Source organism: Streptomyces auratus, assembly GCF_050433025.1.
Classification (GTDB): domain Bacteria; phylum Actinomycetota; class Actinomycetes; order Streptomycetales; family Streptomycetaceae; genus Streptomyces; species Streptomyces sioyaensis.
In genome coordinates this window covers 3544705-3567218 of the sequence record NZ_JBNGCB010000001.1, presented here as the reverse complement: position 1 = coordinate 3567218, position 22514 = coordinate 3544705, and the positions used below count along the sequence as shown (strand labels likewise).

23 protein-coding genes, 1 tRNA gene and 2 pseudogenes are annotated in these 22514 nt (G+C 68.9%); 14 read left to right on the top strand and 12 right to left on the bottom strand.

Features of this window, described 5'->3' with window-relative positions; genetic code table 11:
• Positions 1 to 2: 2 nt before the first annotated feature.
• The 4 genes from BKA18_RS15330 to BKA18_RS15315 are packed head-to-tail and all read right to left on the bottom strand — an operon-like array spanning position 3 to position 4353.
• A complete protein-coding gene (locus BKA18_RS15330) occupies positions 3 to 701 on the bottom strand; it encodes a tpaF (RefSeq protein WP_366046720.1) in 699 nt (232 codons plus the stop codon).
• A gap of 3 nt (positions 702 to 704) precedes the next feature.
• A complete protein-coding gene (locus BKA18_RS15325; RefSeq protein ID WP_366046721.1) occupies positions 705 to 2333 on the bottom strand; it encodes a tpaE in 1629 nt (542 codons plus the stop codon).
• Positions 2334 to 2363: 30 nt separating this feature from the next.
• Positions 2364 to 2975, bottom strand: a complete 612-nt coding sequence (locus tag BKA18_RS15320; protein ID WP_366046722.1) for a cyclodehydratase — start codon at positions 2973 to 2975, stop codon at positions 2364 to 2366.
• Positions 2976 to 3015: 40 nt separating this feature from the next.
• Entirely contained in the window at positions 3016 to 4353 is a 1338-nt protein-coding gene (locus BKA18_RS15315; RefSeq protein WP_366046723.1) for a YcaO-like family protein, read from the bottom strand.
• Between the two features lie 701 nt (positions 4354 to 5054).
• Here BKA18_RS15315 and BKA18_RS15310 point away from each other — a divergent pair.
• Entirely contained in the window at positions 5055 to 5687 is a 633-nt protein-coding gene (locus BKA18_RS15310) for a class I SAM-dependent methyltransferase (RefSeq protein ID WP_366046724.1), read from the top strand.
• A gap of 13 nt (positions 5688 to 5700) precedes the next feature.
• Here BKA18_RS15310 and BKA18_RS15305 read toward each other — a convergent pair whose 3' ends face one another.
• Positions 5701 to 5880 carry a hypothetical protein gene (locus BKA18_RS15305; RefSeq protein WP_366046725.1) on the bottom strand — a complete coding sequence of 60 codons (180 nt, stop codon included), beginning with the start codon at positions 5878 to 5880 and terminating at the stop codon, positions 5701 to 5703.
• Positions 5881 to 6079: 199 nt separating this feature from the next.
• Between BKA18_RS15305 and BKA18_RS15300 the strand changes: the two genes are divergently transcribed.
• From BKA18_RS15300 to BKA18_RS15265, 10 genes and pseudogenes are all read left to right on the top strand, one after another.
• The gene (locus tag BKA18_RS15300) at positions 6080 to 7279 is read left to right on the top strand and encodes a cytochrome P450 (protein WP_366046726.1); all 1200 of its coding nucleotides are present in this window, start codon (positions 6080 to 6082) and stop codon (positions 7277 to 7279) included.
• A 415-nt stretch (positions 7280 to 7694) separates the two neighbouring features.
• Positions 7695 to 8291 (top strand): annotated as a pseudogene (locus BKA18_RS36595) (ScoMcrA-related endonuclease); the annotation flags it as partial.
• A complete protein-coding gene (locus BKA18_RS15295) occupies positions 8257 to 8691 on the top strand; it encodes a transcriptional regulator (protein WP_366046727.1) in 435 nt (144 codons plus the stop codon). The pseudogene BKA18_RS36595 and the gene BKA18_RS15295, both read left to right, overlap by 35 nt.
• A gap of 83 nt (positions 8692 to 8774) precedes the next feature.
• On the top strand, positions 8775 to 9032 hold the full coding sequence (locus BKA18_RS15290) for a DUF6284 family protein (protein ID WP_366046728.1): 258 nt from the start codon (positions 8775 to 8777) through the stop codon (positions 9030 to 9032).
• Positions 9029 to 9841: a protein spdB gene (locus BKA18_RS15285; protein ID WP_366046729.1), complete on the top strand. Its 813-nt coding sequence runs from the start codon at positions 9029 to 9031 to the stop codon at positions 9839 to 9841. The genes BKA18_RS15290 and BKA18_RS15285 overlap by 4 nt, the downstream gene beginning before the upstream one ends.
• 22 nt (positions 9842 to 9863) lie before the next feature.
• Positions 9864 to 10196: pseudogene (locus BKA18_RS36590) on the top strand (bifunctional DNA primase/polymerase); the annotation flags it as partial.
• Between the two features lie 111 nt (positions 10197 to 10307).
• Entirely contained in the window at positions 10308 to 11786 is a 1479-nt protein-coding gene (locus tag BKA18_RS15280) for an ATP-binding protein (protein WP_366046795.1), read from the top strand.
• A 477-nt stretch (positions 11787 to 12263) separates the two neighbouring features.
• Positions 12264 to 12461: a helix-turn-helix domain-containing protein gene (locus BKA18_RS15275; protein WP_366046730.1), complete on the top strand. Its 198-nt coding sequence runs from the start codon at positions 12264 to 12266 to the stop codon at positions 12459 to 12461.
• On the top strand, positions 12461 to 13621 hold the full coding sequence (locus tag BKA18_RS15270; RefSeq protein WP_366046731.1) for a tyrosine-type recombinase/integrase: 1161 nt from the start codon (positions 12461 to 12463) through the stop codon (positions 13619 to 13621). The genes BKA18_RS15275 and BKA18_RS15270 overlap by 1 nt, the downstream gene beginning before the upstream one ends.
• Positions 13622 to 13727: 106 nt before the next feature.
• Entirely contained in the window at positions 13728 to 14042 is a 315-nt protein-coding gene (locus tag BKA18_RS15265; protein WP_366046732.1) for a helix-turn-helix transcriptional regulator, read from the top strand.
• 960 nt (positions 14043 to 15002) lie between these two features.
• On the opposite strand, the gene BKA18_RS15260 is transcribed toward BKA18_RS15265, so the two are convergent.
• The 5 genes from BKA18_RS15260 to BKA18_RS15240 all read right to left on the bottom strand — a co-directional run bounded on the left by BKA18_RS15260 (position 15003) and on the right by BKA18_RS15240 (position 16722).
• Positions 15003 to 15078 (bottom strand) — tRNA-Arg (locus tag BKA18_RS15260).
• 305 nt (positions 15079 to 15383) lie between these two features.
• Positions 15384 to 15572, bottom strand: a complete 189-nt coding sequence (locus BKA18_RS15255) for an amidase family protein (protein WP_366046796.1) — start codon at positions 15570 to 15572, stop codon at positions 15384 to 15386.
• A 20-nt stretch (positions 15573 to 15592) separates the two neighbouring features.
• On the bottom strand, positions 15593 to 15778 hold the full coding sequence (locus tag BKA18_RS15250; protein ID WP_366046733.1) for a hypothetical protein: 186 nt from the start codon (positions 15776 to 15778) through the stop codon (positions 15593 to 15595).
• A gap of 423 nt (positions 15779 to 16201) precedes the next feature.
• Complete coding sequence (locus tag BKA18_RS15245; RefSeq protein WP_366046734.1) at positions 16202 to 16525, bottom strand: hypothetical protein; 324 nt, start codon at positions 16523 to 16525, stop codon at positions 16202 to 16204.
• Entirely contained in the window at positions 16522 to 16722 is a 201-nt protein-coding gene (locus BKA18_RS15240) for a hypothetical protein (RefSeq protein WP_006605034.1), read from the bottom strand. Before BKA18_RS15240 ends, BKA18_RS15245 begins: the two co-directional genes overlap by 4 nt.
• A 67-nt stretch (positions 16723 to 16789) precedes the next feature.
• Between BKA18_RS15240 and BKA18_RS15235 the strand changes: the two genes are divergently transcribed.
• Positions 16790 to 17425, top strand: a complete 636-nt coding sequence (locus BKA18_RS15235; protein WP_366046735.1) for a TetR family transcriptional regulator — start codon at positions 16790 to 16792, stop codon at positions 17423 to 17425.
• Between the two features lie 116 nt (positions 17426 to 17541).
• Here BKA18_RS15235 and BKA18_RS15230 read toward each other — a convergent pair whose 3' ends face one another.
• Positions 17542 to 18789: a M6 family metalloprotease domain-containing protein gene (locus BKA18_RS15230; protein ID WP_366046736.1), complete on the bottom strand. Its 1248-nt coding sequence runs from the start codon at positions 18787 to 18789 to the stop codon at positions 17542 to 17544.
• 318 nt (positions 18790 to 19107) lie between these two features.
• Between BKA18_RS15230 and BKA18_RS15225 the strand changes: the two genes are divergently transcribed.
• On the top strand, positions 19108 to 19770 hold the full coding sequence (locus BKA18_RS15225; protein ID WP_366046737.1) for a TetR/AcrR family transcriptional regulator: 663 nt from the start codon (positions 19108 to 19110) through the stop codon (positions 19768 to 19770).
• Between the two features lie 195 nt (positions 19771 to 19965).
• Positions 19966 to 21492 carry an MFS transporter gene (locus tag BKA18_RS15220; protein ID WP_366046738.1) on the top strand — a complete coding sequence of 509 codons (1527 nt, stop codon included), beginning with the start codon at positions 19966 to 19968 and terminating at the stop codon, positions 21490 to 21492.
• Positions 21493 to 21687: 195 nt separating this feature from the next.
• Here BKA18_RS15220 and BKA18_RS15215 read toward each other — a convergent pair whose 3' ends face one another.
• Positions 21688 to 22185 (bottom strand): MarR family winged helix-turn-helix transcriptional regulator, encoded by a 498-nt coding sequence (locus BKA18_RS15215; protein WP_006605039.1) that lies wholly within the window; start codon positions 22183 to 22185, stop codon positions 21688 to 21690.
• Positions 22186 to 22514: the final 329 nt, after the last annotated feature.

The following is a 22514-nucleotide window of genomic DNA, read 5'->3' as shown; positions in this document are numbered from 1 at the left end:
GATCACGGCAGAGGGTGGGCATACGTAGCGGCGAGCAGGGGGTGTCTGGTCACACCGTCGCTCTGGATCAGGTTCCGGACCGCCGCGCCGATGAAGCCACCGAAGATGGTGCCGACGAGCCCGTCGGACTGGCAGCGAAGATGGAAGTCGTAGAGAGACATGGAGGCGCGTACCGCGCACAGGCGGAAACCGTGCGCGCCCGCCCACGAGTCCGCGGCGTCGAGGTTCGCGCAGACCGTAACGATCCCGCCCGCATCGGCGAACTCACGCTGGATACCCAGAAGTTCGGGATCGCCGATGGCCGAGGCCGGGGCGATGAACGACGCCTCGTGCGCGGTGACCCGGTAGACCCCGGCCGGCTCACCCTCGCTGCGCAGCGCGAAGACGAATGCCTCCAGCGGGCCGATGTCGTCGTCGAGCGCCCAGTCGCCGGCATCACGTGACAACGCCTCGCGCACCCACCTCAGGATCAGGTCCGTGCGCACGGGTGCGTCCCCGTACTGCAGGGACGACCGGCGCGCCTGCAGGGTGTCGTGCAGGTCGAGGGGCTGACCGGAACCCGTTGCCTGCTCGTCGATGTCGACGGGCAGGGCATCCGCGAACGGCATCGGCGACCGGTCTGCCGCGAGGCCGTCGCTCGTACGGGTCCGCTGGGCGAAGGCCGCAAGCAGCGGCTCCATCTTGGAGGAGTCGGTTCGCATGGTTCAGCCCACCTCCATGACGGCTGTGATGGGTTCTTCGTCGGTGGAGAGGCCCAGGTACTCGCTCAGGGCGTGGTCGTCCCAGTCCGTGACCAGTGAGTAGCCCAGGTTCAGCCGGTCGACGACCTTCCGGGCGGCGGACAGGGCGACGCCGCCGTCACAGAAGGAAATCCGAAGCCCGAACGTGCCGTACTTGGCACCCATCTTCTTGAGGTTGGCGGTGACGACCAGCAGCAGCGGACTCTCGCCCGGTAGCGCCTTGCCGGTGAGCCGAGCGAGGTCGTGGTCCCGTTCGCGGTACGCGTACCCGCCCACGGGCAGCACGGACTCGTCGCGACTCACCACGTAGGCCGTCGCCGAGCCGATGTTGCCGCCGGCCGCGGTCCACCGCTGCACCCAGCCGTCGGACCGCTGGCGGATACCGAAGGCGACCGCGAGCATCAGGGCGACCTCGGGCCGGCCGACGTCGGCGCGATCCGCCATGGGCGACGGCGTTCCTGCCAGCCTCGACACGTCCGCTGTGGGCAGCGTCACCCGCGGGCAACTGGGCCAGTCGCGGAACTGCCACTGCAGGTTCATGTTCTTCGAATGAAAGTGGGCCAGATGCCCGTTGGTGTCCAGGAACTTGCGTACCGGCAGGGCGATCGACGCCTCGTACACCGCGCTGGAGGGCGGCACGGACGCCGTGGTGCCCTTGCTGAACGAGCACGTGGGACACCCGGGGCGGGTCGCGCTCGGGCGGTAGCGCGTCGACAGGGTGGTCAGGTCGACGATGCCCGCGTCGAGCGGCAGAGAGGTACGGATCGACCGCGAGAAGAGCGCGAGCACCTGGTGGGCGGCGAGGCCCGCGATGAGGTCGCAGGCGTGTTGCGGCGGATCGTCCGGCAGATCGTCCTCGCCCGCCGCGCCGCACTCCAGGCAGGGGGTGAACGCGGGGTCCACGTACGGTCCCATGGTCATCGAGGTGCCGTCGGCGCGGACGCGCAGCAGGGCCCGCTTCTCCAGCCAACATCGGCGCTGTAGTGCGGTGAGCTCGGGCCGGGACCGCCGGGTCTCGAAGAAGACGACGAGGGCTTCCGCGTCCCCCGGCATCCGGTCGATGTCGTCGACCACCTCGCATACGCCGTCCAGGCACCTCGTCGTGGCCTCCGCGAGGGAGCGGTCCCCGGCCACATGGACGCTGGCGCGGCCGAGCCGCGCGGCGGCGTCGGTCCAGGACGGGTTCACTCCGGTGGAGTTGCCGAGCCGTGACAGGAGACAGGCGAGCTCGGGCGACACCGCCGACCGCGCGGGATGCGCCGGATCTCCGTCGGCGGGGGCGCCCTCTTCCAGGGCCCCCGATGCCCACAGCAGCGCCAGGGACTTGAGGACGAGCGGCTCGCTGAGCCCCACCGCGGCGCCGATCTCGGCATGCGTGGCGCTGCCGTCACAGGCGGCGGCCAGCCTGCCGAGACTCTCGCGCGCGAACTTCCCGGTGAAGGCCTGCCGTTTGTCCGCGCCGTCGAGCATCACGGCGTCGCCGGAGCGACGCAGCCGTACTCCCCTGCGCAGAGCAGGGCGTACGGGGACAGTGATCTGCTTGTCCCGACGCGCGACCCTGCCGAGGGTCTCCGCCTTCAGCTCCACACCCATCGATTGCACTCCTCCCCCACAGCGAAGACGTCAGATGAGACCGGCCACCGCGCCGACACCCGTCCTGCGGTCGTCCCATCGGGCACCGCACCGCGCACAGCGGTCCACCGCGACCGTCGACGCGGTCGAAAGCGCCCCCGCGACCAGACCGAAGGTCCGTACCGTGCCGCCGATCCCCTCGGGGCCGGCGCGCAGTTCGGCCGTCGCCAGCGTCAGCAGGCCGTGCGCGACCGCGAGGTGCATCCGGCCGAAGCCCTCCGGCAGGTCCCGGGTCGCCTCACCCACGTCATCGGTCCGTGCGGGGTCCTGGTGCTGCTCGACGCGTCGCAGGTAGCAGGAGTAGCAGGCGGTGGCTCCGGGGATCACGGCCGGACCGCACACGATCCTCGTCGGGAGCAGTTCGACCCCTACCGTCGGGACACCCCGCTCGAACCCGAACTGGTCGAGTGCGTCCCGCAGCTTCTCGTCCCGCCCCGAGTGCACGGCCGCGATCATCGCGGCGCTCGACAGTCGCGCGTCGTCGGGAAGCTCACTGCCGGTCACCCGAATCGATGCCGCCGGATCCGCGTATGCGTCGGCGTACTGCTCTCCGAACGCGTCCCGCACCAGGTACAGGCATTCCACCGACTGGTCTGACTGCACGTGCTCTCTCCCCCTATCTGCCGGCTGTCTTCGCCCCCGCCTACGCGGAGGGCTGCGGTTCCGGATTCAGCGACTCTTCGCCGTGGCTTTCGTGGCCCATCGCCGTCGGCGCGGCGTAGAGCCTGGGCGTGCCGAGGTAGCGCTCGCTGTGTATGAACGACAGGGGCATGGCCTCGGGGACCAGCACCTTGATGGCGTGCATGCCGACTTGCCGCGCCTCGTCCGTGGTGATGTCGGCCACGAGTACCTCGGCGCCCCGCGCGGCCACTCGGGAAACCGCGGCCGCCAGCGGGTCCGCTTCAGCGGACAGGCCGGGCAGCTCTTCGAGACGTCGTAGGTCCCGCTCGCCTTCCAACAGGTGCGAAAAGACGTGCCGCCGCTCGGCGGAGGCGTTGTACGCCGCCGAGCCGGTCACGCTGACGGTCCCGTCGTCGGGCCGCCGCACCTGCCCGTCCCCCACGCGCTGACGCAGCGCCACCCGCAGGCTGGCGAGCTCACGGTAGATCTTGGCCACCGCTTGCTGTGGATCGGCGTCGCACGTCGCGCAGACGATCTGCGCCACCTGGTCCTCGTGGGGCGAAAGCTGCACGGCATACACCACGGGGATGCCGAAGTCCGTCGTCGCGTCGAAGAGCCGGACCTCGAGGTGACGTGCGGTTCCGGTCTCGTGGTAGGCGCGGACGAGCGGCCTCAGCAGCTCCGGGTCGACGTCCAGTCGCGGCAGCCGCAGGCGCTGCAACCACGCGAGCGAGAGCGCGTCCCGCTCCACGACTTCCAGCAGCCCGCCGAGCACCGCGCTGCGGACGTCGGAGTGAACGGCCGCTCCCGTGGTGATTCCCCGGGTGAAGAGCTCCGACGGCGACTGCGGCGCCATGTGCAGGTACACCGTGATGGCCGGCACGAGGACGGGGCTGCGCCGGGTGAGCGACCAGGCCCGGACCCACCGGATCGGGACGGCCGGGTCGTAAGGGACCAGGCCGCAGTCGGCACGGGCCAGCTCGCGCTCCGAGCACTGGGGCCACCGCCTGGGAGAGACGAATTCCTCGCCCCGGTCGGCGAGTTCGTCCTCGGCGGCGACGCTGATGTCGTCGTCGTGCCAGGAGCAGGTCGAGTACCGCTCTAGGGCTTCGGCGACCGAGACGAGTTTCGCCCGCTCGGCGGCGAGCGCGGTGCCGACGCCGTGGACATTCCCCATGTCGCCGTCGTTGCGCCAGCCATTCAGGCTGTGCAGAACCTTCGAGGGGTCACCGATGCTGGAAACGCGGACGGCGAATTCCGGATCGCCATCGGCGACCGGCAGGGCCGTGGTGCGGGATACGAGGCCGTACGGAGAGACGAGAGAAGCTATTTGCTGTAATTCAGGCGTACTGACGTCCACAGGCTCACCCCCCGTTGGGTATCTCAGGCCTACGACGACTGACTACTGCGGCCCGATCGTTGCCCGAAGCTCCCCGGGCTGTCAAGCAATATGTTGCCGATCCTCCCCCCGCTTCCCTCGTTATTCCTGCTGGTCAGAAAGCTTCTCGCTGGGCACAGCGAGAAGGCGCGCCGCCCTGCGGCGGAATTCCGTGCTCTCCGGGTACGGCGGTGAGTTTCCGCTGGTCACGCACGACGAGGCGCAGCCCGATATCCCGCATGCGGAACCGGTGGAATTGCTAATTCCGGGACGATCACCGATTCTGGCGGGCCGGACCCGCGGCGGCGGATGTGGCCTGCGGATGCGGCCGATGTGGCCTACGGATGCCGCCTACGTATATGGCTCACCGGGGACCGGTGGGGTACGTTGATGAACCTCCGCGTTCGAGCGGCACGGAAGCACCGATGCGTACGCGTGCCGGCGGACGCCAAGTCGGCCCGGGACATTCCGCTTTCTCTCGATCCGCTGTCGGGGAGCTGTGCCTGGCGGTACTTTCTGGCACAGTCTGTTGGCACGGCTTTCCGGCGCAGTTTGCCGGCATGAAACGAATTCGCTGGATTGCTGCCCTCATGCCGCGTCCGTGCGGCGAGGCTCGCCACGGTGGGTGGGTTTTGGCCCGAGCCGGCGCGGGGCGGCTCGATAAGTGACAGGGGGAGAACGACGTGACCGACGTGACCCAGCAGAACGTGCGGCTCCGCAAACTGTGGCAGGAATACGCGCCCCGCTACGACCGTGATGCCGCGCGTCTCGAACGCATGCTGCTCGACGACGGGCGCGCCTGGGTGGCAGGCCAGGCAAAGGGGGAAGTCCTCGAAGTCGCCATCGGCAGCGGCCTGAATCTGGAATTCTATCCGGCAGGGATATCGCTGACCGGGTTCGACTTGAGCCGGCCCATGCTGGACCTGGCCAGGGACCGTGCCGCCGCGTTGGGCCTAGAGGTCGACTTGCGGGAGGGAGAGGCCCATGAGCTGCCTTTTTCTGACGACTCGTTCGACACGGTCGTCTGCACGCTCGGGCTGTGCAGCGTGCCGGATGAACGGCCGGTGATCGCCGAAATGTACCGGGTACTGCGGCCCGGAGGGCAGTTGCTGTTGCTCGACCATGTGGGCAGCCACCACAAGCTGGTCTTTTTCTGGCAGCGGCTGCTGGAGAAGAACATGCTGAAACAGTGCGGTGACTACCAGACCCGTAGGCCGCTCCCGCTGGTCAAGCAGGCCGGATTCGTCATCGAGTACCAGAAGCGGTTCAAGCTCGGGGTCGTCGAGCGGGTCGCCGCGCGTAAGCCCGACGCGTAGCCGTCCCGCAGCACTACTTCTGTTTGATGGACAGCTGAATCTGCATGCGCTCCGTGTCACGTGCCGGTGGTGCGGGTGGGTAGCGGGTGCGGCCGTCGGCCTCGCCGGAAGCTGCGGCGAGGCCGAAAACGACGGTCTTCGATGTGGCCCACTCCCCACCGACGAGCAGCTGACTGCCCGGCCGGATGGACATCCCGGCCGCGGATTCCTTGGTGCACGTCGGCAAGGAACCCTGTGAGCCCAGGACAAAGCCCTCCGTCAGAGCCCTCCGCCAGAGCCTGCTGATGACTTCGCAGGGAATCAGCGCGATATCCGCCGACTTACCTCCGATCCGAGCTTCCGAGCTTCCGCAAGCGGATCTCTACTTACGATCTAGCAAAGGATGACGAAACATGACATCCATGGCCGACACCTGGGGAATCCACGAGGCGCAGTTCTGGCTACGTGGCCAGGCGCCGGAAGCCCCGGTGCGCTACGACGCGGAGGCCGGGATCTGGTGCGTCTACGGCTATCAGGAGGTCCAGCATGTCCTGGCCAACCCCGCGACGTTCTCCTCGAACACCCAGCGCGTCGTACCCCAGGAGATGATGGAGGGCGCGGATCAGTTCAGCGAGGGCAACCTCATTCAGATGGACGCGCTGGAGCACAAGAAGCTCCGCGGGCTGATCAGCCATGCCTTCACCCCGAAGGTGGTGGCCGATATGGAACCACGTATCGCCGAGCTGACCCACGAGTTGCTCGATGCAGTGGCCGACGGCAACCGGATGGAGCTGGTCAACGACCTGGCCTATCCGCTTCCGGTCATCGTCATCGCCGAACTGCTCGGAGTACCGGCCTCGGACCGGGACAAGTTCCGGGAATGGGGGAGCGCGCTGATGGAGGCCACCCAGGAGTTTTCCTTCGTCGACCGGACCGAAACGCAGCGGAAGCGGCTTCAGGACGCGATGCAGCAGGTCGCGAAACTCGGCGACTACCTGCGCGAACACGTGGAGGACCGGAGGAGGAATCCCCGCGAAGACCTGATCACCAAGCTGGTTCAGGCCGAAGTGGACGGTGAACGCCTCAGCGACAACGAAGTGGTGAACTTCTCCAACGTACTTCTGATCGCTGGGCACATCACCACCACGATGCTGCTGGGCAACTCGATCCTGTGCCTGGACAGCCATCCGGAGTGGCTCGCCAGGGTTCGTGCCGACCGGAGCATGGTCCCCGCGGCGATCGAGGAAGCGCTGCGGTACTACAGCCCGTTCGCGGGAACGGCGCGGGCCACCACGACCGAGACCGAACTCGGCGGCGAGCACATCCCCGCCGACTCCTTGGTGGTGACCTTTCTCGGCGTGGCGAACCGCGATCCGAAGGTGTTCACCGATCCGGACACCTTCGACCCGACGCGGGACCCGAACCCGCATATGGCGTTCGGCCGTGGGGCACACTTCTGCATCGGCGCACCGCTGGCAAGGCTGGAAGGCAGGGTGGCGCTGAACATCCTGCTGGACCGCTTCCCCCACCTGCGCAGCGATCCGGACAGGTCGCCCGTGTTCCTTCCCAGCCTGAGCATGACCGGACTCAAGGAACTACCGCTGGTGTTCTGAGCACGCCACCCCGCAGACCATCACCGGAGAAACGCCGAGTGGTTCGTCCACAATGGACTGCTCACTCGGCGCCCTCCGGCCAGCGCCATTGCCCAAGCACACACGCAAGCCCGCGGCCTGTCCTCAGACCACGGGCTCACGCGCGGATGCCGTACGTGCCCCCGGCAGGATTCGAACCTGCGACACCTGCTTTAGGAGATCTTCCGGGCGATCCGTTGGTCAGCGGTGAGGCTTGCCTGCTTCCTTTGGAAGGTCTGCGGTCGGTCCCCCTGGTACGGCAACGTGCGCCGGTGTTGCCGTCAAAGACTGCCGTCACCCCACTGCTTCCGCCGTCCGGTTGCTGCACTCATCGGGGGACGGCTGAGGAACCAGGGCGTGGTCTCATTGTCAGTGCCTTGATCTACCGTGTCGCCTTATGGCCCCATCTGAGATCACACGCGCGGGAATCCTGCGAGCGATTGACGAGCACGACCGACTTGGGGTGGAAGAGTTCCGCGCCACCTACGGCTTCCATGCGGCTGCAACCTATCTACTCGTTCACGAGGGGCGGCAGTACGACTCCAAGGCCATAGCTGGCGTTGCCCACAAGTACGATTTCGGCGAGGCGCTCAAGCCCTCATCGCGAGGGTTCAGCGGTGGCCTCAAGCACGCCGTGGCTTGGCTGAGGCGCGAGGGATTCACCGTCGTGGAGCCACCCAAAACCTTCCACCGACGCGTCGGAGACCTGCGGCCAGCACGACGCGCGACCGGCATAGCGTTGCACCGGCCCGTGCTTCTCCTGTGGGCGATCGGACAGGCCGCGGCCGGTGCACCGCGCATGCGGTCCTGGTCTGCCACGCGCGATGCCGTAGCCCCACTGATGGAGAGGTACGCCCAGGTTGAGGACGGCGTGGACGGCGCGCGATACCCGTTTTGGGCACTCGTGCGCGATGACTTGTGGATCTTGGATCGCGCAGAAGACCTCGTCCTCACCAGCCGTGAGCGGCGCCCTACCGCGGAGTCCCTGGACCAGGTCGACCCCGCCGGCGGCCTCCGCGAGGAAGACTACGCGCTGCTGCGATCGCATCGCCGGCATCCGACACGTCGCCACCCTGACCGCGACCAAGCTCGCCTTACTCGCCCTGGTCGCAGCCCTGCTTGGGCTGAGCCTCTCCGTCGTCGGTCTGGTGGTCGGGATGGGCATGGACGCCCTCACCCACTGGTGGGCCGATCGCCGCTCCACCCTCGCTTGGCTGGCCAAGGTCACCGGCAAGGCCGAGTTCTACTCCCTCGGCACCGGCGCCCACCCCGCACACCCGGTGACCGCCACGGGCGGCCCGGCCGCCCACCTTGGCACCGGTGCCTACGCGCTGGACCAGTCCTTCCATCACCTGTGGCTGCTGGTCGCCGCGCTCATCATCGCCACCGTCTGAATCCACCCCATACGACGGCGCGGCTCCGGTGCTGGAACACCGGAGCCGCTGTTGGGCCGTCACTTCGAGAGGAACCACGACCCATGAAGCTCATTCTCCCCGCCCAGGACCGTTTCACCGCCACCGCGATCGACCTGGAGCCGACCGCCGCCGAACTCGACCAGATCGAGCAGGAGATGCCGGTCATCTCCGCCGAGGTCGAGTTGCTGGACGCGCAGATCATGACCCTGGACCGGACGCCGAACGAGGTGGACGCCCGCCGCATCCGCCGGGCCCGGCGCAAGGTGCTCGCCGCTCGCCGTGAGCTGGCCAACCAGGCCGGGACGGGGGACGCGGCATGAACGCCAAGACCACCAAGACCGTCCTGCCTGCCGTCGCGATGACGGCGGTGTCCATGGTCTTGACCCTGGCCGTGGTCGTGATGTGGCTGGGCACCTCGGTGCCCTGGCCCGTGGCCCTGGTCGTCGGTCTCGGGATCGACGGGGGATGGCTGGCCACCCTCGCCTACGAACGGCGCCTGGCAGCCCAAGGCGACCACAACCGTGCAGTCACCGCTGTCGGCTGGTGCTTCGGCCTGCTCGCGGCCGGCGTCCTGGTGGCGCACGCGCTGACCGCCGAAGCATCCGCCGGGGCGTGGCTGGCCGTGGCGTGGCTGCCCATTGCGGCGAAGGCCCTGTGGCTGGTGCACAGCCTGTGGGAGCGCACCGCCCTCACCCCCGGCGCGCTCGGAGCGATCCGGGGCATCCAGCAAGAGGCCCGCGACGAAGCGGCCGTGGCCCGCGCCCGTCTACAGGCTGAAGCGGTCACCGAGGAGACGCGACTGACGGCTGTGACGGCGGCCGGCGCCCGCGTCGCACACGTCCAGGCCAAGACCGCCCACAGCCTCTCGCGGGCATGGTCGACGCTGAAGACGGCGCGGGACGGTGAGGACACCGGACCGGCGCTGACCAGCGTGACGACCCCCGTCACGCCCGGCGTCACGCCCCGTTGGGAACTCCCCGTCTGGGGCCCGACCGAGCCGGCCCCCGCGCTCGCGGAGGCGGCCCGGCGGCGCCGGGCTGACAGTGGTCGACCTGGACGACGCAGACGCCATCGCATGGGCCCGCATCGCCCTGCCCGCCACGAGGACCGTGCCGACGACACGCGGTGAGCACTGGATCTACCAGGGCGCCATGCGCTCCGTGAACGCGGTGCGCCCCGGCGTCGACATCAAGTCGACCATGGCCTACGCCCGCTACCTCGGGCCCGGCACCGGCACGATGGCCGACCTGCCGGACGCCGTGCGTGCAATGGCCGTCAAGGAGCCGCCCACGGGCCGCCCGGCGCCGTTTGCGGCCGTGCCTACCGGCGCCGGGGGCGGGGAGTGCCGGCACCGCACGCCCGCCTACTTGGAACGGGGCATCGCCATGGCAGAGCAGCACATCACCGAAGCGGCCAGTGCGGTCCACGCGACCGTGTACCGGACGTTCCTCGCCGTGCTGTCCACGCACGGCCGGTGCGGCTGCCTCACCGACGCTCACGTCGCTCGCCTGTTCACCGTCGCGCAGAGCAAGGGCGAAAGCCCGGCACTGCACGGACGCGTGGACCAACGCCCGCACTCGGTTGGGGCTGTGACCGTGGCTGACGACGAGAAGAACCCCGCCCGCGAGATCATCACCGACTACGCACAGGCGCACTTCCGGTACTTCCGCACCGCCGACGGCACCGTGTACGCGCAGCGCAACGGCCACCCCGTGGCCCGCCCGATCCGCTCCCAGGGCACGACGGGCAGCCACCGGCAGGAACTCATGGTCGGACTGTTCAGGGACGGCATCGGCGTCTTCAACGGCACTGCGATGAAGGAAGCGCTCGACCTGATCGAAGCGCTGGCGCTGACCGAGGACGTCCAGCCCGTCCACATCCGCGTCGCCCCCGGCTACGACGGGGCCACGTGGCTGGACCTGGGCCGCAGCGACGGGCAGTCCGTGCGCATCCACCCCACCGGCTGGGACATCCGCACCCCGGACCCGCAGGAAGTCTGCTGGCGGCGCACCCAGCTCACCGGGGAGCTGCCCTTGCCGGTCAAGGACACCGACGGCAAGGGCATCGATCTCCTGATGCGGCTGTGCAACTTCGCCACCGCCGAGACGGAGTGCCTGGCCATCGCGTGGCTCATCGGCTGCCTGGGACCGACGGTGCCCGTCCCGGCACCGTTCCTCACCGGCCCGCAGGGCGCCGGCAAGTCCACCGGCGGACGCATGCTCGTGCGGATCATCGAGGGCATGACCGGGGACCTGCGCCGGGCCCCGAAGGACGAGGAGAACCTGATCACGGCGGTCGCGGCCGGATGGGTCACCGCCCTGGACAACCTCTCCCACATGACCCCAGAACTGTCCGACGCGATGTGCTGCATCGTGACCGGGGCCGAGAACGTCAAGCGCGCCCTGTTCACCGACGGGGACGTCTTCCGCATCGGCTACCGCCGCCCCCTGCTCCTGACCGGCGTCGACGTCGGCGTCATCCGGCCCGACCTCGCCGAACGGCTCCTGCCGCTCCGCCTGGAACGCCCCCGGGTCCGGCGCACCGAAGCGGAACTGTGGTCCGACTTCGCCCAGGTTCTGCCCGTCATCCTCGGCTCGCTCCTGGACCTCACCGTGCAGGTACGGGCAGCGGAGGCCGACATCCCGACCGACCTGCGCATGGCCGACTTCGCGCACCTATGCGCGCAGCTCGACGCGGCCACCGGTCTGGGAGCGCTCGCCGCCTACCGGGCCAGCCTGGACGACCTCAACGACGGCGTCATCGAGGGCGACCTGTTGGCACAAACGGTGCTCAAGCACGCCGCCGGGGCCGACCCAGGCACCGAGCAGCGGATGACTTCCGCCGAGTGGCTGCACTGCCTCACGGGCCTCTACACGGGCGAGGACTTCCGTCCCCTGCCAAAAGGGTGGCCGACCACCGGCAAGGTGCTCTCCGACCGGCTCAAGCGCCTACAGCCCACCCTCGCGGCCCGGGGCGTCCTCATCGACTGGGGACGCACCAAGACATCCCGCTACATCGAGATCGCGCGTCCGGCTGCCGCGCCGCCCTCACCGGAGCAGGAAGCGGCCTTCTGACTGCACGGCACCAGGACCGCCCGCACAAGCAAGAGGAGCACCCGGCGGCGCGTGCTCCTCTTGCTGTTCGGCGGCGGCGCCGCCCTGTGAAGGTCGCGCCGCGAGCGGCTCCTTCTTCACTCTCTGAGCCGCGCACCACAACAGACACCACCCACTCTTTGTCCGAAGTAGAGAGACGCTGCGTCACCTGCGTCACCCACACCCCGAAAACGGCCGATGACCTGCCAGAAGACGGGTGACGCAGACAGCCGAATCCTGCGTCACCACGCGTCATCTGCGTCACCCGATGACGGAGGCCCGCGTCACCGGTGACGCACCCCCACCGTGCTGCGTCACCTCGAAAGCGCAGGTCAGAGCGACGAATGACGCAGGTGACGCAGGTGACGCAGGTGACGCAGAAATCCGCACCTCGGACAGGTGCGGGCTCCTGAGAGGCCCCCCAACTCCGTTCGCAGGCCCCCGAGAAGGAGTCACCACATGAACTCCCCCCTGCCCACAAGTCACCAGGCCCTGACCGTGCCCGAGGTCATGAGCGCGCTCCGGATGAGCCGTTTCAAGGTCTACGACCTGATCCGGTCCAAGCGGCTCTCGAGCTTCACCGAAGGGCGTTTGCGCCGCGTTCCGGCAGATGCGGTGGCCACGTACATGAAGAACTGTCTTGAGGAGGCCGCCTGATGGCGCGCAAGCGAAACCCGAACGGTGCCGGAAGTATCTGGCAGCGAAAGGATGGCCGTTACGAGGGCCGCGTGTACGTTCCCCAGCCGGACGGCACCCGCGCTCGCAAGACGGTGTATGGCAACACGTGGGAGGAGTGCGACGAGAAGCGTCAGGAACTGGTGCGCCGAGCTCGTCAGGGCATCCCGACGCCCACCCGCTCCGCCAAGCTCTCCGAGTGGCTGCCGTACTGGCTGGCGCAGTACATCGAACCGCGCCGCAAGCTGAGCACGTACGACAAGTACGAGATGCATGTAAGCCGTTACCTGGTCCCTCAGTTGGGGACCAAGCGGTTGGAGACGCTCAGCGTCGCCGACGTGCGCCGCTTCACCACACGCATGCAGAGCACCAGCACGGCCGCGACCGCGAAGGAATCACACCGTGTGCTCCGTACCGCGCTCACGGCGGCCGTGCGCGAGGAACTCATCACGCGGAACGTCGCATCGCTGGTGGAACCTCCCCGGGTGAAGCCGCGCGAGATAAGTCCGTGGTCCCTGGAGGAGACACTGACGTTCCTCGAAGCCGCACGGCGAGACCCGCTTTACGCCGCGTTCGTCCTGGCCATCGCCATGGGTCTGCGGCGCGGTGAACTGGTGGGCCTGCGCTGGTCGGATGTGGATCTGGACAACCGTGTCTTGCATGTACGTCAGCAGACGCAGCGCCGACGCGGCACGCTGTACGACGACGACCCCAAGAGCCGCCGCCGGCGCGTGGTCCCGATGCCCGCGTTGTGCATCGCGCCGCTCCGCTGGCACCGGCTCCGGCAGCGGGAAGCGTTCGCGCGCACCGGAGTCGCGTGGTCCGAGAAGGGCTACGTCTTCGCCACACGCAACGCCCGCCCGGTGGAGCCCCGGAACGTCTACCGGTCGTTCACGCGGGTGGCCGCCGATGCCGGGCTGTGGGTGGTCCGGCTGCACGATGCCCGGCACGGCTGCGCCACGCTGCTGACGGCGCCCGGCGTCGCGCCGCGCGTCATCATGGAGATCCTCGGACATAGCCAGATCAGCATCACGATGGACGTCTACACGCACGTTGTGCACGACACCCAGCGGGAGGCGATCAGTCACATGGACCGGCTGCTCAAACGTCGACTGCCTGCCGCCGAGAGCCCACGGTCCTGAGCTGTACTTGGTCGGGCGGGCGTTTCCCCGCCTGCCCGAACGAGTGTGGAATGTCGTACTCGATATACGCTTGCATGTCGTACTCGATACATGCTCGACTAGTTCCATGACGAACATCCGGCTCACTAAGCCGACGATCGCCGTTCTGGAGGCGCTGCTCTCCGCAACGGACGACGTCCCGGCGTGGGGTCTCAGTATTTGCAGAGATGCCGACCTGGGACCCGGCACCGTCTACCCCATCCTGGAGCGGCTCAGCGAGCGCGGTTGGGTTGTCAGCCATGAGGAGACTGGCCTTCACCCTGGGCGACCTGCACGCCGCTTCTACGAGATGACGGGGGCCGGGCGCCGGCAGGCCACCGAAGTGCTGGAAGCGCGTAGGGCACGTCGGTTTGGTCTCGGGCTGGCTGCGGGGGCGACATGACGAGTGGCAACGTAAAGGTGAGCCTCGCGCATGCAGCTGTCGAGGACTTGGGTAGGCAACCTGGGGCCGTTGTCGAAGCTGCGCGTGAGGCGATCTCTCGGCTAGAGGCGAACCCCCAACACCTCTCGCTTGCGTTCAAGCGGTTCGCGAGTACTGGCAGCGTTTTCATCTTCCGCCTGAGCGCCGAATATCGCGCACTCGTTGTCGCACTGTCCCCCGACCAGCTTTTGCTCGTTTGCGTGGACCATCGCCGCAACTCTGAGCGATTCTCAGCAGTTGCCCAGACATGGATCCGAGAGAGGCTGACATCGCGGGATGAGAGTGCCCTGCTGGGTGTCAGCGAGGCAGCCAACGCCACCCGTGCTCCCGCTCGATCGGCGGCGTGGGCGACGACCTGGGCTTCAAGGTTGGCGGGCCCGCAGCGCGCTCATCTTTATGATGAGTGGGCTGCCGTGCTCGCTGGTGCCCCGGAGATGGATATGGCGCTCAGGCCAGCCCAGCAAAGGATGTTAGCTGTCGGTTTCCTCTTCGCTGCGATCCGCCTACGGGCACGCGACAGCGCCCGCCCTCTCTGGCTCCCAGTGGACTGGCTCCTGCGCGCACCGTCGCGAACCAACGCGTTCATCGCAACGGTGGTTGGGGGACAGGCGATCCTTATCGTCGGCGACGGTGGACTCGCTGCTCTCTTGACGGAGGTATGGGAGCCCTGCGGTATCGCTGGTGCGTCGCTGTTTGGACTGGCGCGCTGGCTTCGCCGTGTACGGGGCATCGAGCTTGCCGCATCGGACAGGGGGAGCGCAGGCGAGTGAGACATCGCCGGCGGCTTCGCTTCCTCGTGGGGGATCAGGCCGGCGTTTCGTTGAGCGGGGGGGGGGAGCTTCGCTTGGCGGACTAGAGGCGACTGCCGTCAAATGCTGCCGTCAAGAAGGCCCGGACCATGATCGGTCCGGGCCTTTTGGCTGGTGCCCCCGGCAGGATTCGAACCTGCGACACCCGCTTTAGGAGAGCGGTGCTCTATCCCCTGAGCTACGGAGGCGGGGATCTGTCGGACCGCGTGTCGGAAGATCGGTCCAGGTGGACGCGATGATCCAGAGCGGTTTGCCGACAGCGAGCGGAGGCCTGGCCGTGAGGCCGGGCCACCGCGGCCAGTGTAGCGGGTGGTGCTTGATCCGCATTCGGATACATGGCGCCCGGAGCTCCCCGGCGTGGGTGGTAGGGGCGGGCCGTCACGCTGCGGGGGTTAAGTCGATCACGGCGCGGGTGAGGCAGTTACTGAGCCAGAACGGGAAGCCGGGCTGCTGCATCGCCTGTCGTTCCGCTTCGCAGGGATGCCGCGCTTGCTCAGAGCGCCGGGTGTCGTTCGCGGACCGGACTTACGGACTCCAGGAGGGCGCCGAGGCGTAGCAGTGTGTCCTCGTTGTGCCACTTCGTTACCAGCTGTACTCCGATCGGTAGTCCCTCGGGGCTTGTGCCGAAGGGTACGGAGAGCGCCGGCAGGCCGGTCAAGTTGAACGGCACGGTGGCGCGCATGACGTTCCAGGCGGGCACCGTTACTCCGTCGACGTCGTACTGGGTCTGGTCGTGAGGGGGGCGGGCATGGTCACGACGGGGCACAGGAGTGCGTCGTAGCGTGCGAAGTACGTAGAGAACGCCGACTTGAGGTCTTCGACGGTGCGCTGCGCCGTCACGTACGCGTCGAGTGGGACGTCCGGCAGCGACAGCGTGTGGCGGAGCACCGCGTGCAGTCGGCCACTGGCTCTACCGCAAGTGCCGATCGCCCCTCCCGGCACGGGCGATCGACACCTACCTCCGCACGCTGAAGACCCCACCCGACGGCACGGTCTTCCCTCGCCCCTGAGGGCCGGCCGGACCGAGACACCCCTCAGCCGTAGAGGGTGCGAGAGCCCCATCGCGCAGTCGGGTGGGGGCGCGCCGCGCGGCGGCTGGGGGAGTGCGGCGGGGCTCAAGCCGGGGATCCGGTGGGGTGGTCAGGCCCCCCGGCTAGGGCAAGTGCCGCTCGGCGAGGGAGGGTTGCGCTGCTGGCAGGCCGATGGCGGTGGTCGGGAATCGACCACCGCCATCGTGGTGCCTGATGCCGCGGTGCGGAGGGGCGTCGTCGCGGTCGTCGCCGCGGCGGCTGCGCCCCCGTGTGGCGGGTGTCAGCCGCCGATGTGCCAGCTGACCGTGCCGTCCGTTGTGGTGAGGAGGGCGAGGAGGAGCAGGTCGACGGCGCCGAGGGCGATGCCCAGGAGGGCGCGGCCGCGGCGGTTGGTGCCGCGGGCCAGGGCCAGGCCACCGAGGGTCAGGGCGCAGGGGCCGAGAAGCAGGTTGAGGACCAGGGTGCCGAGCAGGCCGAGGATGAACGAGGCCACGGCCATGCCGTCCGCGTGGTCGCGGAGGCGGGAGGCGGGGCGCTGCGGGGTCTCGGCTGCTGTGGCCGGTGTGGGCGTGGTCGTCCGCGCGGTCTGGCTGAGCGTGGTCATCGGGAGGTCACCTCGTCCTGGTGGCGGCGTTCGCGGAGGAAGAAGACGAGCAGCCAGCCGGCGATGACGGCGGCCGCGACGAGGGTGACGGGGAGGGGGAGGTGTGCCGCGGTGCCCAGCATGATCCCCATCAGGAGAAGGGCTGCGACGAGGAAGAGCATGATCTTCCTTTCCGATTCCAGAGGACAGTTGTTCACTCAGTTCCTCCAGTCTACGGCTGCCCGCGAGTGGAGTTGTTCGGAGAACGGTTGTTTACTGGATGACATGAGTCACAGTCTTGGGGTCCGGCAGGCCCAGAAACAGAAGACCCGTCAGGCGCTGCTCGACGCGGCCCTCGGACTGCTGGAGGAGCAGAGCCTGAGCAGCCTGGGGCTGCGGGAGGTGACGCGGGTGGTGGGGATCGCCCCGACCGCGTTCTACCGGCACTTCCGCGATATGGGCGAGTTGGGCGTCGCGCTGGTCGAGGAGGCGCTGGGGAGCCTGCATGTGATGGTGCGGGCGATCCTGGCCGAGCAGGACGGGGCCGAGGAGCGGATCGACCGTACGGTCGCGGTCGTCGAGCAGCATGTCCGCCGGTATCCGCTGCACATCCGGTTCGTGGCACGCGAGCGGCACGGTGGCGTACGGGCCGTACGGCAGGCCATCGCGGGGGAGCTGGACCGGTTCGCGGAGGAGGTCGCGGCGGCGCTCAAGTCCCAGCCGGTGTCGGAAGGCTGGTGCGATGACGATGTACGGATGCTGGCGGAGCTGTACGTGGACCGGCTGGTGACGACGGCCGCGGCACTGCTCGACGCCGAGGCGGACGGGGTGGAAGGCGCGGCCGAGCAGGTGGTCCGGGTGGCGCGCCGGCAACTGCGGCTGATCAGCATCGGCCGGCGGCACTGGCGGGAGGATCACTAGGGCCGCCTGCCCGGTGGATCACGGCCGGATCATGGCCGGGGCCGCGCGGTCCCGCCTGGCCCGCGTCGCCTGGCCCGCGCGTCCGGATCTGCCTCGTCCGCGCGCTCGGGGTTCCGTCAGTCGCGCGCCGGGGTCACCCGTACGCGATAGGTGCCGTCGGAGTTTTCCGTGAGGACGGTGACGGCCGCGCCGCTGGTGCGGTCCGTGAAGGTCTCGCCGGGGCCGAAGGTGGCGTCGGTCAGCTCCGGGTCGACGTATTTGTTGTCCCGGTAGCAGCCGCCGCTGTGCGGGGTGGCGTCCACGATGCGGAGCGGGCCGCGGCCCGAGGCGACACGGGTGGCGACGCGGTAGATGAGGACGCCCGGTTGGCAGACCGCCGGGTCCAGCAGGCCGCGGATGCGCGCCTCGACGACCAGCGCGGTGCGGGGCGAGGTCGGGATCACGACGATCTTGGTGCCGCCGGGGGTGGAGATCGGGGTGAGGGTGTGTTCGCCGGGGGTGCCGTGGCGCGGTGCGCAGTGCACCTGCTCGGCGGAGAGCCAGCCGAGCTTCCACTTGTGCCAGCCGACGAAGTCGTTGCTCGGCCCCCAGTCCTCGTCCATCGGGTCCCAGTGGCCTACGGGGGGCGAGGAGTCGCGGTCGTCGGTGAAGTAGAGGTCGGGCAGGCCGAAGCTGTGGGCGTTCTCGTGATTGAGGACGCGGAAGGCGCTCGTCCCGGTTTGCCGGCTCCAGATGAAGGACGCGTTGCGGAACGGCACCCCGTCGGCGGTCCGCAGCCCCATGTCGCCGCCGCTGAAGGTGACCGACAGGACCGTACGGGTCGCGGGCGGGCCCGCGTTGGGGGTGGCGATGACGTTGATGACGTCGTAGTCGCGGAAGTCGACGAGCGGGTCGACGGCGCGGACCACCTCCCGGGAGAGGGCGTGGTAGCCGCCGTCCGAGCCCGGGTCGAAGCTGGCGCCGCGCCCGATGCCGTACGCCGCGAGCGGCCGTGACATACGGAGCCACCGGAACAGCGGTATGGGGCGGTAGGTCAGCCTGCCGTACGAGCTGAGGCGGAAGTACTCCGTCGCGGCGGGGAAGAACTCGGCGAAGCGGGCGCGGGGGGACAGGGTGGCGTGGGCGTCCGGGAAGTCGATGAAGAGGGTGAGCGCCCGTACGTGGCCGGATGAACGGGCGAAACCTGTCGGGGTGTCCGCGGATTCGGCGACGTCGTCGCTGATCCCGCGCAGGGCACACGGGCCACTCGGCGGGGCGCCGGGCCCGGTGGGTATGGCCACGGCGCTGGGCGGTGAGCCCAGGGCTATCGCCGCGGCCGCGGTCGCCGCTCCTGCGGCCAGAACCGCGGATACCTTGTGCTTCATACCGATCACCTTGTGTCGACGGGTGATCGCTCGCGCGCGGGGTTACGACAACCGGAGTCATGGCGGGGCCGGATGGGTCGGTGCGGACGCGGCGGGTGGGGGCGCCCCCGGCGCGGGTGGGTGGGGTGTGGTTCAGGTCACGTCGGGGCGTGAAATGTCCGGGGAGGGGGTCCCCGTTTAACCAGACGTCGGATGAAGCGGGGAGCTTTTCCCCGGTTCGGTGCGCAGCGGTGCCGGAGCGGTGGAGAGGTCCCCGCCGCCGGTCACCCGACCGAGTTGCCAGAGATGTGCCGAGAGAGCAGAGAGGAGCCAGCCGCCATGGCCGCCACCACCGCTTGTGCGACGTCCGGGAAGGAGGGGCAGCAGCCCCGTCTGCGGGCCGATGCCCTGCGCAACCGGGAGCGGATCATCGCGGCCGCCCGCGAGACGATGGTCGAGTTCGGGGCCGAGGTCCCGCTCGATGAAATCGCTCGACGTGCGGGTGTCGGCAATGCGACGCTCTATCGTCACTTTGCGGATCGCCTGGAGTTGATCCACTACGTCACGCTCTCCGTCATGTCCCGTACCGCGGACCGAGCGGAGAGCGCCCTTGCCGAGGAGCCCGATGCTTTCCAAGCGCTGAGGCGCTTCGTGCACGCCGCGGTGGAGGAGCGGATCGGGGCGCTGTGCCCGCTGCTCTCCGACGGCGTCGACCGCGACCACCCCGAGCTGCTCGCGGCGCGCGACCGTCTGGAGTCGGCCATCGAGGCCGTCATGGGCGCCGCACGCGACAGCGGCCAGCTGCGTACCGACATCGCGGTCGGCGACCTGATGGTGGCGATCACCCAATTGACCCGGCCGTTGCCAGGCAGCGGATGCATGGACTTCGACAAGTTCGTGCACCGGCATCTGCAACTGTTCCTGGACGGTCTGCAGACGCCCGCCCGCTCCGAACTCCCCGGTGCCGCAGCCACCTTGGAAGACCTGAGGCGCCGCTCATGACCCGGGCGAGCACCGTGCCGTAACACCTCGCCTGCCGTAACACCTCGTCCGCCGAAGCACTTCGCCCGTCCCGTCCATACCTACGTCCCGCCGTCGTCCCGTCGTCCCGCCCTGCGTTCCCGGCATCCCGTCGGCCGTCCGGTGCGCCGGTCCTTCGCTCCTGTTCGCTCACCGCACCACTAGGTGGATCCCGCCATGCCTGAAAAAGCCACATACGTCGATCCCCGGCGCTGGAAAGCGCTGATATTCATCGCTCTCGCCCAGCTGATGGTCGTGCTCGACGCGACCATCGTGAACATCGCGCTGCCCTCCGCCCAGGAGGATCTCGGTATCACCGACGCCAACCGGCAGTGGGTGATCACCGCCTACGCACTGGCCTTTGGCGGGCTGTTGCTCTTCGGCGGGCGCGTCGCCGACCTGTGGGGACGCAAGCGGACCTTCATCACCGGACTCATCGGCTTCGCGGTCGCCTCCGGGCTCGGCGGGGCCTCCGCCGACCAGGCCATGCTGATGGGCGCGCGGGCGCTGCAGGGCGTCTTCGGTGCACTGCTGGCGCCGGCCGCGCTGTCCCTGCTGGCCGTGACCTTCACCGAGGCCAAGGAGCGCGCCAAGGCGTTCGGCATCTTCGGCGCGATCGCCGGTGGCGGCGGCGCCGTGGGTCTGATCCTCGGCGGGGTGCTGACCGAGTACCTGAACTGGCGCTGGACCTTCTTCGTGAACATCCCGTTCGCCGTGATCGCCGCGACCGGCGCCCTCCTGGTCGTCCGCGAGCCCGCGGAGAGCCGTAACACCTCCCGGCTGGACGTCCCCGGCGTCATCCTGGCCACCCTCGGCCTGGTCTCGCTGGTCTACGGCTTCACCCGCGCCGAATCCGACGGCTGGCTGGCCGGCCCGACGCTCGGCCTGTTCGCCGCGGCCGCCGTGCTGCTGCTGACGTTCGTGCTGGTCGAGTCCAAGGTGAAGGCGCCGCTGCTGCCGCTGCGGGTGGTCACGGACCGGAACCGCGCGGGCATCTACGCCTCGCTGGGTCTGGCCGTGATCGGCATGTTCGGTCTCTTCCTCTTCCTGACCTACTACCTGCAGATCGTGAAGGGCTACACCCCGGTGACCACCGGCCTGGCCTTCCTCCCGATGATCGTCGGCATGATCACCGGCTCGACGCAGATCGGTGCCCGGCTGATGACCCGCGTCCGGCCGCGGCTGCTGATGGCGCCCGGCTTCACGGTCGCCGCGCTCGGCATGCTGGTGCTGACCCAGATCGACCTGGACACGTCCTACCCGACGCAGATCCTGCCCGGCTTCCTGCTGATGGGCCTCGGCATGGGTACGGCGTTCATGCCGGCCATGTCGCTGGCCACGCACGGCGTCCAGCCGCGCGACGCCGGTGTCGCCTCCGCCATGGTCAACACCTCGCAGCAGGTGGGTGGCGCGATCGGTACGGCCCTGCTGAACACCATCGCGGCCAGCGCCACCACCGCGTACGCCACCTCGCACGCGGCCGGCGCCCGCTCGGCCGACCTGCTCAAGCTCCAGTCGATGGTGCACGGCTACAGCACCGCCATCTGGTGGGCGGTCGGCATCCTGGCCCTGGCCGGGGTGATCGCCTTCACCTTCATCAACACCGGGCGGCCCGGCGGCGGTTCGCCGGTGGCCTCGTCGCAGGACGGCGAGGGCGCGGCGCTGGGCGAGGACGAGGTGCCGGTGCCGGTGATGGCGCACTGATCCGGTAGGGGTGGCGCACTGCTCGGACAGGAGGGCGGTCGCGGGACGCTCGGCGAGCCGACGTCCCCGGCCGCGCTCTTACCGCATTCCTACCTCACTCCTACGTACGCCGGCCGGGAAGGCCTTCCGGGCTCCTGCGTACGCCGGGGCCTCCCGGACTCATACGTGCCGACTTCTTCCGGCTCCGCCGAAGCGTCAGCGAAGCCAGGGGAGGTCGGCACCTTTCGGCTGCAGCCCCTCGGTCATGACCTGGCAGATCTCGGCCAGTTGACCGACCTGCTCCGGGGAGAGCCGGTCGAAGATCGCGGCGCGTACGGCCGCGACATGACCCGGGGCGGCCTTCTCCAGGACCCGCATCCCCTCGTCCGTGAGGTGGGCGTTCTGGCCGCGCTTGTCGGACGAGCAGTTCTCCCGCTGCACCCAGCCGTTCCGCTCCAGACGCGCGATCGCGTGGGAGAGCCGGGAGCGGGTGATCTTGGCATTCTGAGCCAGCTCGGTCATCCGCAGCCGCCGCCGGGGCGCGCGGGAGAGCTGGACGAGCAGGCCGTAATAAACATGCGGCATTCCGGCATCCCGCTGCAGCTGACGGTCGAGGTGATCCTCCAGGAGCGTGGTGGCATGCAGGTAGCACTGCCAGGCGTATTGCTCCTCGTCGCTGAGCCAGTGCGGCTCGGCTGCGGCTTCGTTGCTCATACCATCCACTCTCTCACCACTCGGAGAGTTATTTAAGCTTTAACAACGTCGCTTTGGTGACACCGTGGTGCGACGCTTGAAGATTCATTCATCGGTTGTCGATGGCTGAATGTTCCCGCGTACCGGCCTACTGCCCAGTGTGCCGCCGCGAAGTTGTGATGAGCGTAATGCCGGTCGCGGGGTGGATGTCCCGCCCGTGGCGATGCTCCCGGGTGCCATGGACTCGTACGTGTCCGGGCGGAGCATGATCGACGGGTTGTGGGGGGCCGGCGAAGCAGCCGGTGCAGTTCGGCTGTCTTCAACGCGTGTCTTCAACGTGCCGTTTGTGG